Below are 13056 nucleotides of genomic sequence, written 5' to 3'. Positions count from 1 at the left end.
CGCTGTGTGGCTGCTCACTACTGTGTCTGCGATAGCGAACACCATCCGACTCGCCGCGCGCAGCAGAAGAGCGGACGCCGGGAAGGCGACAGGCGACAACGGGGAAGGGCCCAGCCATGGAGACACTGCAGCCGGACGATCCAAGGGAGTTGGGAAGCTACCGGTTGCTGCGAAGACTCGGTGCGGGCGGCATGGGCCGGGTGTATCTGGCCCGTTCGCCCGGCGGACGCACGGTCGCGGTGAAGGTCGTACGCCAGGACCTGGCCGCCGACGCCGACTTCCGCCGCCGCTTCGAGCACGAGGTCGAGATAGCCCGGGCGGTCTCGGGCCGCTACACCGCCCCGGTCGTCGACGCCGACCCGAGCGCGGCGCTGCCGTGGCTGGCCACGTCCTACGTGCTCGGCCCGGACCTCACCGACGTGGTGGAGGCCCACGGCGCCCTCCCCGAACGCACGGTCCGCGCGCTGGGCGCCGGGCTGGCCGCCGCGCTCCAGGAGATCCACGCGGCGGGCCTGATCCACCGCGACCTCAAGCCCTCGAACGTCCTGCTGGCCGCCGACGGCCCGCGTGTCATCGACTTCGGCATCGCGCGGGCGGTGGACGGAAACCGTATGACCCAGACGGGAGTTGTGGTCGGCTCACCCGGCTACATGCCGCCGGAGCAGGCCCTCGGCCGCGATGTCGGCACCCCGGGCGACGTCTTCTCCCTCGGCGCCGTCCTGACCTTCGCGGCCACCGGCCACAACGCCTTCGGCGACGACGCGGCCTCCCACGCGGCCATGCTCTACCAGATCGTCCACGGCGAACCGGACCTCACGGGCGTATCGCAGTCCCTGCTCGGCCTGATCCGCGCATGCCTGCAGAAGGACCCGGCCCAGCGGCCCGCTCCCGCGGAGATCGTGGCCGCCCTGGCGCCGGGCGGCACCGCGACCGTACTGACCGACTGGCTTCCGTCGGCCGTGGCTTCGACGATCGCTACACATGCGGCGGGGATCCTGGACCTGGAGGCCCCCGACGTCCCGGAGGCCCCCGGAGTCCCGGAGATGCCGAAGACCCCTTCTTTCGGGCCGCCGCCGGTGATGGCTGACGGCACGGCCTCCTCGACGGGCACGCCCACGCCCGCACCGCAGCCGCAGGGGTACGGCTATCCGCCCGCGCCCGGCTACGGGACGCCGCCCGGGGGCACTCCGGCACCCGGGTACGGCACGCCCGGTTACGGTTCCCCTCTCCCCGACGCCACGGTCCACCTCGGCAGGCCCGCCTCCGCCGCCGCCTCCGCTTCCGGAGCGGCTCCTTCCCGCCGCCGCTTCCTCGGCCTGACGGCAAGTGTCGCGGGTGTCGCGGTCGTGGGCGGCGGGGGCGCCTGGTGGCTGTCCCGGAGCGGGAACGCCGGCACGGAGTCCACGGGAGCGAACGGCAAGGGCGGCTCGACCGAGCCCGCCGCCGAGAACTTCACGACGCCTCCGGCGGGCGTGGCCCCGCAGCCGCTGTGGCACAAGTCGGTGGCGGAGGACAGTACCAACGACGAACTGCCGCTGATGATCCACGACGGGACCCTGCTGATCAGCGGTGACCCGCTGGTGGCGTACGACGTGAAGACGGGGAAGGCGCGCTGGACCCGCAAGGGCATGACCCGGCCCGGCGCCCTGCCGCTCGTCGCCGGCGGCAAACTGTTCCTGGGCGACAGCGACTACGACGGTGCGCTCGTGGCCCTGGACATGAGCACGGGCAAGGAAGCCTGGCGTACCCGCGTCAGCAAGAAACTGGACCTCGACGAGCCCATCGCCATCGACGCCGAGAACGTCTACGTCACGGTGACCGACCTCAACGACGCGAAGAGCGGCACCAATTACCGCAGGGGCATCGCGGCGATCAACCACACCACGCGCAAGCAGGTATGGGTGCAGATGCGGGACTGGGGGACCGACAACTGGGACGTCGAGGCCACGGTCAACGGAAAGTACCTGGTCTACGCCGACTCCAAGTACAACCTCACGGTGCGCGACACCGCGACCGGCAAGCAGCTGTGGACCAAGAAGGTCGGTGACGACTGGAGCTGGACGCCCACCGTCGCCGCGGGCCTCGTCTTCCTGCCGGGAGAGAAGCTGACGGTCCTCGACGCGGACACCGGCAAGACCCGCTGGACCCTGTCGCCCAACGGCCGCCGCGGCTTCGACAACCCCGTGGTCATCGACGACGTCCTGTACGCCGCCGACTTCGACCATGGTGTGTGGGCCGTCCATGTGAAGACGGGCAAGAAGATCTGGCTCTGCGAGGACCCCGGGGCCGTAAGGGCACCGGTGAACTTCCTGCGTGCGGGGGCGACCCTGTACGGCGCGTCCTACTGGGACGAGGGCGGCATCTTCGCCATGGACGCCAAGACCGGAAAGTCCCGCTGGGTCTACAACGACAACAAGGGCGGGGGCGAGCCCTGGCAGGTCGCGATCTCCGGCAACCGGCTGCTGGCGACGCACGGATTCGAGATCTACGCGCTGCCGGCGGTGTGAACGCGTGGGGCGGGCCCCGGTAACTCCCGGGCCCGCCCCACGCGCCTACCGCGTCGGCGTCGCGTACTACATCGGCGTCGTGACGGTGAGCGGTTCCCCGTCCCCGAGGTGCAGCAGGCCCTTGCCCGGTGCGACCGGTCCGCCGACCATGCTGCGGTTGGTACGGATGCCGATCAGCTCGCCCGCGGAGGAGTCCTGCGGGGAGAGCAGGATGCCACGGCGCCCCTTCTTCATCTCGACCTGCCAGCCGGAGAAGCCGCTGCACACGTCTTCCTCGTCACCGGCGATGACCAGGGCGAGGCCACGCTCGCCGCCGCGCTGGACGATCCGCTTGAAGACGGTCTCGGCGTCACAGTCCTCCAGTACCTCGCCGTCGTCGACCAGGACGACGATCGGCTCCTCGGGCGTGGCCGACTCGATGGCCTCGCTCAGGTCGTCGCTCTCGATGTCGTCCTCGTCGAAGACCTTCAGCACGCCTTCCTGGCCGTCCAGTTCGCGAAGAGGCGAGGGACGCGGTGCGGCGACGACGATCCGTACGCCCTGCGTCAGATACGAACGCGCCATGTTCATCAGCGTCGTACTGCGGCCCGACTTGGCCGGTCCCGCGATGACGAACGTCGGGACGCCCTGCGCGAGGTCGGGGCCGAAGCCCATGATGTCGTCGCCGCCGATGCCCGCCAGACCCCACAGCTTGGAGCGCGAGGCGTCCGGGTCGCGCATCTCCCAGGCGTCCGTGAAGTTGATCCGGGTGGGCAGGACGTCGACACGGAACGGGCGTCGGCCGCGCGGCAGTTCGGCGTCGCGAACCGCCGCGGCCTCGCCGATCGCCGTGATCGCCGCGGCCTGCCCCTGACCCGTGGCGTCCTCGGTGAGCAGGGCGAACTGGGTCTCGGTGCCGTGCTCGTTGCGGTAGCCGCGGCCCGGCGGGATCTCCTCGGGGACCTTGCGGGCGTTGACGCCGATCAGCGAGAAGTCGGAGCGGTCCGCGAGCCGCAGTGCGTACTTGTCCTCGGTGAGGGAGCCGATCCGGGACGAGAGGATCTGGCGGTCACCCGTCATCACCAGGTGGAGGCCGACGCTCGCGCCTTCCCGCATCATCGCGGTCACCTGGTCCGTCAGATCGCCGTGGTCGTACTCGCCGAGCGTCGGCAGCCAGCCCTCCCACCGGTCGAGCAGCACGACGATGTGCGGGAGCCGCTCCTCCTCGGCGGCCGCGGCCCGCTGCTCGCCGATGTCGGCGAAGCCCTTGTCGGCCAACAGGTCCTGGCGGCGGGTGAGTTCGCCCTTCAGGCGGGCCATGAGGCGCACCACGCGCTCGGTCTGGTTGCGGCTGACCACGGCACCGCAGTGCGGCAGCCGCGTGAGCGCGTTGAGCGCGCCGTTGCCGCAGTCGATGCCGTAGAGGTGGACGTCCGCCGCGGAGTGCGTCCGGGCGAGCGAGGCCGCGATGGTCCGCAGGATCTGCGAACGGCCACTGCGCGGCGCACCGCCGATGAGAAGGTGCCCGAAGGAGGCGAAGTCCACGACGACCGGGCGGCGGGCCTGGTCGGCGGGCAGGTCCTCGACACCGTACGGGGCGGGCGGCAGCTTGCCCGGTCCGCCCGCGAAGGCGGGCAGCTGGACCTCGTCGAGCAGCAGCGTCTCGGAGAGCGCGGGCAGCCAGGGACTGTGCTGGGCCGGAATGCCGAGTACCTGGTTGGCCTCGCGGACCGCGTCCACCAGCACCTTGAGGTCGGTGATCTCCTCTTCCTCGCGCGCCTCGGCCTTCGGCTTCACCAGCGTGGCCCGTCCCAGGTCCTCCCAGCCGAGGGGGCCGGCCCAGGGGGCGAGCGCCGTGGGGTCGGCGGCACCGGGACGGCGTCCACCGACCCGGCCGGACTGGAACGGCACGAGCGAGGCGTGCCCGAGACGGACGTACGCCCGACCCGGTGTGTTCTTGGAGATGTGCCCGGCCTCGGGGGAGTCGATGACGTCGCTGGACTCGCCGCCGTCGGTGACGCGCAGGGCGATACGGAGGTTGGTGTTGGCGCGGATCTCGGGGGACACGACACCGCTCGGGCGCTGGGTGGCGAGCAGCAGATGGATGCCGAGCGAACGGCCTCGCTGGGCGATGTTGACGAGACCGGAGACGAAGTCGGGCAGGTCGCGCACCATCGAGGCGAACTCGTCGATGACGATGAGGAGCCGGGGCACGGGCGCGTGCGAGGGGTCGCGGCGCACCAGGTCCTGGTAGTCCTCGATGTCCTTGGCGTCGGCGGCGGCGAGGATGTGCTCGCGCCGCTTCAGCTCGGCGCCCAGCGACTCCAGGGCCCGCTCGACGAGGTGGGCGTCGAGGTCGGTGACCATGCCGACGGTGTGCGGGAGTTTGACGCAGTCCTTGAAGGCGGATCCGCCCTTGTAGTCGACGAGGACGAAGGTCATGTTCTCGGGCGTGTTGGCCACAGCGAGTGAGGCGACGATCGTCTGCAGCAGCTCGGACTTACCTGAACCGGTCGTACCGGCGATGAGGCCGTGCGGGCCGTCCTTCCGCATATCGATGCCGAACGGACCGTCGTACGACTCACCGATGACCGCCATCGTCGACTGCCCGCCCATGCGCCACCGCGCGGTGATCGCGTCGCGGGTCGGCGGCTCCAGCTGCAGGACGTCGAGCAGCCGGCTGGCCCCGGGCAGGGCCGAGTCCTCGGTCTCGCCGCTGATGTCACGCAGCGGAGACAGGGCCCGCGACAGGCGTCCGCACCAGGCCGCGGAGACGAAGTCCGGCCGTACGTTCCGTACGCGCGCGATGCCCGTCTGCTGGACGCGCAGCCGCAGTTCGAGCGGCTTCTGTGCGCCGGAGGAGGAGTCGTCGGCCTCGGCGGCGTGCCAGGCGTGGAAGGAGGGGAAGCCGCCGGGAGCCGCGGGGGCACCCTGCGCGATGCGCTGCTGCGGGGTCGCGTGCTCCTCGGGCTTGGGCTCCGCGATGACGATGGCCTGGCACTCGCCGGGCAGGAACCGCTCCTCGGCGTCGAGGCAGATCGCGTACATCGACATGGCCGGTCCCTCGCGCAGCAGCCGCACCACACCGGGCATGGAGCGAAGCCGCCGCGAACCGTCCCACACCACGATGATGTCGGGATCGCTGAAGGAGGCCTTGTTGCCGTTCTGCTTGGCGGCCTTCTGGCGGGCGTCGAGGAGTTGGGTCAGCTCACCGATGCGGGCGCCGACGGTCTCCGCGTCCGTGCCGATGAGGACGTTGGCGTCCTGGGCGCCGCCGGGGCGGCTGTGCGGCAGCCACCGCGTCCAGTCCCAGCTCTCCCGGCCGCTGTTCTCGGTCAGTACGTAGAACTGGACGTCGAGCGGGCTGTGCAGCACGGCGGCCTGGGCGACGATCCAACGCCCCAGCGCCTGCGCCGAATCGCCGGGCCCCGCGATGCCGATGACCCCGCGCTCACACAGCGGGAGTGCGACCGGCGCGTCCTCGATGGTCCAGGTGACCTCGCGCTTGTGGTCGTCCTGTTCCGGGTCGTCGAGCACGACCTCGGAGGGCAGCTGCCCGGTCCCGACCCGCAGCAGCAGATGGTCCGCGTCGGTCCGCCGCCGCTCCCACAGCCGCGTACGCGGCCCGGTGCTCAGCGACAGAACGGTGGCCGGATCGGGTATCGCCTGACGCCGGTCGAGCCGCTCGGCGACCAGGGCCTCCTGGGCCTCCTTCTCGATCCGCTCCTTGTGCTCCTTGTACTCCTTGACCTGCTTCGCGTGGGACTTGCGCCCCTGCTTCTTGTCCATGAAGAAGTTGCCGAACATGATGAGCGGGCTCAGCAGCGCCATGATCAGGTAGTACCAGCGCCCGAAGATCATCACGGATACGACGGCACCGACCAGCGGCGTCACGGCCATCAGCCAGGGCAGCGGCCGGGCCTCGTAGTCACGGATCGGATTGGGCAGCCGGAACTTCGTCTCACGCTCCGGCGGATGCAGCCGCGGCGGCCGGTTGTAGTCGAGCCCGGCGCCGTCGTCGGACCACTTGAGGGCGGCGTTGGGCGGCGAGTACCGGTCGAGCTCAAGGAGCGTGTTGCCGACGGCGACCTGACTCCCGAGGGGCCACTCGTCACCGTCGTGCGCGTCGATGGCCTCGCCGTCGAGCGTGACACCCTCTTTGTCCCCGTGTACGGCGACCCGGCAGGTCCCGTCCGTTGCAACTGACAACGTCAGCGCTCTTTGCGGAAGTTCGGGATCGTCGATACGGATGTACGACGAAGCCCCGCCGCCGATGTCGTACCGCCCGATCCCCAGCCGGTGCACGGCCCCGGCGGCCGGACCGCCGGCGACCCGCAGTTCGACGAGCCCGGTCGGCTCACCGGGAAGGCACCCCGCGGGATCATGCAGGCTGACGACCGCACCCTCGCGCAGCGGCGAGGTCCCGATGGTGGCGGTGGGATCGACGGGATACCCGTCGACGTACGCGACGGGCGCACCGCTCGCCGCGGCCTGATGCTGCCCGATCGGAATGATCTGCGCACCGCCGCTGTACCCGACGTGCCCCGCCAGTTCCTTGGCGATGTCCCCCACCGAGGACTCAGGATCCGCATCAAGAACCACGTCGGCGGTGGCGCCGCCGAGCGGGTCGACGACGGTCAGAGTCAGGCGCACGCTCGTCCTCCCCAGGCACCTGAGGCCGCTTCCGGAACGCAGGCCACAGTGACATCGACGATAGCCGCTCCCCCCTTCCCACAGGCATCGGCCCGTGTGAGAGGTCCTTGGAGGCGCCGGGCGGATTCGGCGGGCGATGCGGTGGCCGACCCGACGGCCGATCCGGATGCTGTTCCGACGGCCGTTCCGGCAGCCGTTCCGACGGCCGATCCGGCGGGGCGGATCAGGCCTCTGGTGCGGGACGGTGACAGAACCGGGGTGTGCTCCTGCAAGCGCCGTAAGTAAGCTGCTGGCTCAATGCGGACGAGCGCATCATCCGCATCAGGAGCCACGGGGGTTGGCCCTGCGGCGAGTTGGAGCATGGAGGACGCCACATGGCCGGCGGCAAAGACGCAGATATCACATACGAGAAGATGCGGCACGCTGCGAAGAAGCTCGGGCACGAGAAGGAGAAGATGGAGGACAAGCTCCACGGGCTCGACAGCTACATCGACGGCCTCGTCGCCGACGGTTACACGACCTCGAAGGGTTCCCAGGCCTTCGACGACTCCTTCAAGGAGTTCACCAAGGGCATGAAGGACACCCTTGAGGGCCTCAAGGGCATGGCCAAGTTCCTCGACGACGCGGCGAAGGCGTACGAGGACCTTGATGACCAGCTGGCCAAGGGCGTTAAGGGCTAGTAACCACCAGCCCCGCGCGGCTGTTGCATCCGGCGTGGCGGTCCTTGTGGCCGCCACGCCGCTCTTGCTTTCCGTGACGTCTATCAACGGGGGATTCCATGTCGGACCAGACCGCCGATATTTCACGCATCAAAGAAAGTGCGAGATCGCTCTCCAAGATCCATCGGGAATTCAAGGGTAACGCGAACCCGGCCGACGGACTTGGCGTCGACACGCTGGGTGAGCGGGGCCTGGTCGACGTCTTCGACGACTTCGGGGACAACTGGAAGATTCATCGTGAGCGTCTGACGGACGAACTTGAGAAACTCTCCAAGATTCTGTCCACGGCGGCCAAGGCTTATGAGGACATCGACCATCAGCTGGCCGAGGCCCTCCGCGGCACGGACAAGAAGGACCCGGGTGGCAAGGGAGGCAAGAAGTGACGCGCCCCCGGGCCGACGAGTGGGCAGTGATTGGCGAGTCCTCGGACCCGATCCCCGGCAATCCGGAGGAAGTTGCGAAACTCGGCCGCGACCTGCGGAAGACTGCGGAAGCGATCCAGAAGCAGGCTAAGGAGATCAAGGCACTCTCGTCCGTCGAATCGTGGAAGAGTAAGGCGGCGGAGGAATTCCGCAAAGAGGCCGAAGAAGCCGAGGGGAAGCTGCGGAAGGCGTTCAAACGCTATGACGCGGCGGCGGATGCCCTGGGTGAGAAAGTCGTCGAGGGCGGCAGCTCCACGGAGTACGCCTCGGAACTGCACCGCGCGCAGACCATGGCTGACAAGGCACTTCGTGACGCGAAGGACGCGCACGACGAGCACGCGACGAGCGCCGGCGCGATCGACAAGTTCCCCAAGGACACGGCGGACGACGACCCCGACCGCAAGAAGCTGGAGAAGCGCCAGGAGGCGGCGACTTCGGCGATGGAGCGGGCGAAGAAGGACCTCGAAGCAGCCAAGGATGTTCGCGACGCGGCAGCCAAGAGTGCACGCGACGCCATTCGGCACGCCATTGACCACGACGGCTTGAAGGACAGCCGCTGGGACAAGTTCAAGGACTGGGTGCACGACAACGCCGGGTGGATCAACAAGGTTCTCGATGTGGCCGGTTGGGTTGCCACCATCTGTGGAACGTTGTCCCTTCTGGTGGGGTGGATTCCCATCGTCGGACAGGCACTCGCCGGAATCCTGGGATCCATCGCCATGGCCGCCACGATCATCTCGCTGGTCGGACACGTCCTGTTGGCGCTCGCGGGTGAGGGCAGCTGGTTTGACGTCGCCTTGGATGTCGTGGGCCTCGCCACGATGGGCATCGGCCGCGGGGCGATGGCGGGAGCGAAGGGTGCGATGCAGGGAGCCAAGGGAATGGCCCGCTCGGCCGCTTTCAGGCAGGCCATGGAACGCGTCGTGGCGAAGCGGGGAAGCGCCGCCTTCAAGAAGGCGGAGCAGGCTGCCTGGAAACAGGCCAACCGCATGAGTGGCGGAGCCCTGCGGGGCAAGGCCGGTGCCGAAGCGTTGGCCACCGCGCCCAAGGGATGGTTCCCGGGTGCCGGGCGCGTCGCGGAGGCGTTCAGTCCAAAGGCCATCGGTAAGGAAATGGTCGACGGCTTCAAAGGGGTCAAGGACCTCGGGTGGAGCAACCTGAGACAGCTGGGCCATGGCAGCACCTGGCAGAGCGCGGCGTTCAAGGTCGGTGACAGTGGACTCGACGATCTCAGTCGGCAGATCGACGACATCGCCCCGGAAATCCGTAACCTCGACGAGGTGAAGGGCGCGATGGACGTCTTCAAGACTCAGACGCACATCTGGCAGGGTACGACTGCAGCGGCAACGTTCATCGATGCCGCGGACAAGAAGGAATTGACCGCCCCGATCGGTCATGCCCTCGGTACCGACGCGCTGGACGACGGACTGTGGGCGGCCACGGGAATCAAGGACGCTTGGACAACGAGTAATGGTTAGTCGACCCGACTCCGGGACCGCGCTTCCGGAACCCGCCCTGCGGCCGAGAAGAGCGAGCTCGCACGCCGTGGAGGTGGTGCGTCACGCGCGATTCTACGGGCGAGGGAAAGAACTGATCGTCCGGGACCGGCAGTCGCGGGAACGCCGGTACACCGTCGGAGAGGGCGGTATCGTCCGCGCGGTCTTCGTCCCGCCGGCCGACTCGGGGACGGCCGTGAAAGGACCTTCGGCCGATCGGTGGGGTGTGGTCGACTTCGAGGGCGCTGACGAGAAGACGATCCTCCAGGTTCCGTTGGCCGAATGGCTTCCTGAGGCGGGCGTGGTCGGACTGTTGCACCTCAGCCCCTCGCAGTGCCTCGACCGGACCGGTCTGCGCCGACTCGTGACCGACCTGGGGATTCCCCTGAAGGAGAGCCCGGAGCCCGGGCAGCGATCCGAGGATCAGCCGTCCGCGGCGCGGCCCGACCACGCGGTGCACCGAGACCTTCCCGCCTGGCACAACTGGGCGAGGGGAATCGGGATGCTCGTCTGGTTCGTCTCCTTCCTCGTCGTTCCCATGACGGGCAACGGAAGCGCCTGGACGGCCCTGGTGGCGTCCGCCGCACTGTTACTCGTGCCGGGGGCGGACCTCGTCGTGCGTCTTGCGCAGAGGTCACGCGGCCGAAAGGACACCTCGCTTGCGGGCGCCGAGATCGTGGTGCCCGATCCAGAGGCAGGCGGGGGAGCCACCCGTAGATTCTGTGGCACAGCAGCCGTACGAGTTCTCCCGCGGGACGTCGTACTGACCGACACCCTGGGCGCGGAGCGCTGGATCCCGCGGGGCGGAGTGTACGGAGTGAGCAAGCTGGTGCGTCTGACGCACCCGACGTCAGGCGCCGTTCTCGGCGTGGAGTTCAGGGACGGCGCGAACGCGTCGCGCGCCCTCCTGCCCTGGGCATGGTGGTTCGCCGGTCCCCAGGGGCAGGAAGCCTGGTCCAAGCTTGTCACCGCACTCGGGGTTCCCGTCTCGGACGAGAAGGTACGGCACGCCCAGAAGGCGGATACCTGGTGGCAGAACCACGAACTGGCAGCGGATGCCAGGAGGATGTCGCCGATGGACGCCAAGGAAGCGCGCACGGAGACGAGCTGGCACTCATCGGTCATCGGAGGCGGCGAACCCATCATTGTTCCGGTCTTTGCCGCGCTCCTGCTGCCTCAGCTCGTCTCGGACGATTGGCCTTCCCGAGTGGCCGGTGTCCTGGCCGCTCTGACCGTCGTCGCCGAACTCGCGCCGGTCGTCGCCCACCAGCTGACTGCTCGACTCAACCTCGACCGCCCCGCCGCACCGGAGTCGCCGTGACCACCCCACTCGAAAGAGGCCGAACCCAGCCGCCCCCCGCCGACTACCAACTGCTGCTGCCAGAAGGGTGGTTCCGGATCGACCTCGAACCCGAGCGTCGACAACGGTCCGTCGACGCCTTGGTGAACCGGCAGTTCAGCGGAGTCGACAACGAACCGCGCCTTCGCCGGCTCCTCCGGCAGCAGCTGGTCGAACGCGCCACCAACGCCTTCGACCAGGGAGGAATCGAGCTCTACATCAGCCTCCAGCAGGCGGGGACCCTCACAATTCCCGCCTCCTTGCTGATCACGCTGATCCCTCCCAGAAGGCCCGGAGAGCGGTTGCCGTCGCTGCTAGGCCTGGCCGCGGACCTCGAAGCCGAGGGAGGCGAAGGGCGCACGGTCTCGATGGCCGAGCTCGCCGCCGGCACAGCGCTGAGGGTCCGCGTCGATCCCGACACGTCGGTCGCTCCGCCGCCGGCCGGTATCACGGCCGGCGAGGAGGCCGACTACGCGCTGCCGTCTGTGACGGTGGACTACCAACTCGGCATTCCCCGCAGCGAGATGAACTTGCTGATGACGTTCTCCACGCCCCTCGTCCAGATCGCCGACGCCATGGTCGAACTCTTCGACGCGGTCGCAGGATCACTCACCTGGATGGGCGAGTGAGGATGCGCGAGGTGAACCCCATCCCCACACTCACCTATGGGATCTCCTGCCCGCCGGACTGGATTCCCCTTCCTGTCGGGCCGAATGACGACATCATGAGCTGGGCGGAGCAGACCGCGCAGGGGATCGTCGGAAGAAGCCTGGCGGCTGGATACGACATCGATCCGGAGACCGTACGGACCGATCTGCGGGCCAGAACCGAGGACAGCCGTGGCCGCGATCCCTTCTACGCATTCGCGTTCTACCCCGACGGCTTCGACGCCGCGCTGGGGCTCCTGGAAGTCGATCTCATCCATCCCGACGAATCCGTCCCGCGCATGACCCTGGACTGGCTGACCGAGACCTTCAGCACAGACGACTTCGGACCTCCGCACGTCACGCGTACCGAGGAGCCGATCGGCCCCGCCGTACGCATCCGCCAGAACTTCGCAGCGGACGGCGCCCCGCCCGGCGGGCCGGGCATCCTGCTGGAGACCCTCACCTACGGATTGCTGCCGACCGGTACCGAGAGCCTGGTGGTCCTCCTCATGTCCTGGACTGTGCCGGGCATCGCCGAGGCGATGGAGGAAGCGGCGGACGCCGTCGTCAAGACGCTGACCGTGGAGTCCTGAGCCTCACCGACGGTGGTTCCGAGAGGAAGAAGTCGATGCCGACCCAGCACGACGACAGGTTCAGGGCGCGACACGTGCTCGCGATCGGTGGGTTCGTCCTCGCCCTGCTGGCGGCCGGCGCCGCGATTGTGCTCCTGCTCGGGACCTGGAGAGGGTTCGTCCGGGAGACGGCGCCGGAACTCCTGGACCGGCCCGGCGGCCCCTGGGCCGTGGGATGCGTCCTCGGGCTGGCCACTGTGCTCGGCGCGCTCGGAGGAATGCAGGTCGAGACAGAAGTCTCCGGCCAAACTCGCCTGTTCCGCGCGGTACGTGTCACAGGCGCCGCCATCTGCTGGGCGGCCGCCATGGTTCCGGCGATGTACATGTTGGGCGCCCTGTCCGGCAAGAACTGCCCTTCATACCAGGCTAGTTGTCGTTACATTCCAGGCACGGGCAGCGCCCTTCTGGCCTATGTGGCCAGCACGGCTCTGCTGGGATGGTGCCTCCTCCGCTGGAACAGCGCGCGGACCGAGGCACGCCGGGCGGGTGAACGCGAGCGCCTGCGGAGGCTCCGCAAAAAGGGCAGGGGGAAGAGCCGGGCGGCTGCGCGGCGGGGGTAGAGGCCAGGGGGTGTTTCAGACCGGATCCGCGAAGTGAGGGGTCGGGACCGTAGGAGAGACTCGGGCCCGCCGTCGTCGCCCTCAGGGCCCCTTGCGAGGGTG

9 protein-coding genes are annotated in these 13056 nt (G+C 69.0%); 8 read left to right on the top strand and 1 reads right to left on the bottom strand.

Annotation, left to right across the window (positions count from 1 at the left end; translation table 11 throughout):
* Window positions 1–116: 116 nt before the first annotated feature.
* Window positions 117–2507: a protein kinase domain-containing protein gene (locus OIC96_RS19865; RefSeq protein WP_330306560.1), complete on the top strand. Its 2391-nt coding sequence runs from the start codon at window positions 117–119 to the stop codon at window positions 2505–2507.
* 66 nt (window positions 2508–2573) lie between these two features.
* Here the strand turns inward: OIC96_RS19865 and OIC96_RS19860 are convergent, their stop codons facing one another.
* Entirely contained in the window at window positions 2574–7139 is a 4566-nt protein-coding gene (locus tag OIC96_RS19860) for an FtsK/SpoIIIE domain-containing protein (protein ID WP_330306561.1), read from the bottom strand.
* Between the two features lie 374 nt (window positions 7140–7513).
* On the opposite strand from OIC96_RS19860, the gene OIC96_RS19855 reads away from it, so the two are divergent.
* The 7 genes from OIC96_RS19855 to OIC96_RS19825 all read left to right on the top strand — a co-directional run bounded on the left by OIC96_RS19855 (window position 7514) and on the right by OIC96_RS19825 (window position 12954).
* Window positions 7514–7819 (top strand): WXG100 family type VII secretion target, encoded by a 306-nt coding sequence (locus tag OIC96_RS19855; RefSeq protein WP_330306562.1) that lies wholly within the window; start codon window positions 7514–7516, stop codon window positions 7817–7819.
* 98 nt (window positions 7820–7917) lie between these two features.
* The gene (locus OIC96_RS19850) at window positions 7918–8241 is read left to right on the top strand and encodes a hypothetical protein (protein ID WP_330306563.1); all 324 of its coding nucleotides are present in this window, start codon (window positions 7918–7920) and stop codon (window positions 8239–8241) included.
* A complete protein-coding gene (locus tag OIC96_RS19845; RefSeq protein ID WP_330306564.1) occupies window positions 8238–9758 on the top strand; it encodes a putative T7SS-secreted protein in 1521 nt (506 codons plus the stop codon). The genes OIC96_RS19850 and OIC96_RS19845 overlap by 4 nt, the downstream gene beginning before the upstream one ends.
* Before the next feature lie 76 nt (window positions 9759–9834).
* Window positions 9835–11097 (top strand): hypothetical protein, encoded by a 1263-nt coding sequence (locus OIC96_RS19840; protein ID WP_330306565.1) that lies wholly within the window; start codon window positions 9835–9837, stop codon window positions 11095–11097.
* Window positions 11094–11744, top strand: coding sequence for a hypothetical protein (locus tag OIC96_RS19835; protein ID WP_330306566.1), 651 nt, complete (start codon window positions 11094–11096; stop codon window positions 11742–11744). Before OIC96_RS19840 ends, OIC96_RS19835 begins: the two co-directional genes overlap by 4 nt.
* Before the next feature lie 11 nt (window positions 11745–11755).
* Window positions 11756–12355, top strand: coding sequence for a hypothetical protein (locus OIC96_RS19830; RefSeq protein WP_330306567.1), 600 nt, complete (start codon window positions 11756–11758; stop codon window positions 12353–12355).
* 35 nt (window positions 12356–12390) lie between these two features.
* Window positions 12391–12954 (top strand): hypothetical protein, encoded by a 564-nt coding sequence (locus OIC96_RS19825; RefSeq protein ID WP_330306568.1) that lies wholly within the window; start codon window positions 12391–12393, stop codon window positions 12952–12954.
* The last annotated feature ends 102 nt before the right edge of the window (window positions 12955–13056 follow it).

The organism is Streptomyces sp. NBC_00775, from assembly GCF_036347135.1.
GTDB classification, from domain to species: domain Bacteria; phylum Actinomycetota; class Actinomycetes; order Streptomycetales; family Streptomycetaceae; genus Streptomyces; species Streptomyces lutosisoli.
Note: the sequence above shows the minus strand (reverse complement) of the source record. Positions and strands in the feature narration are given on the sequence as shown.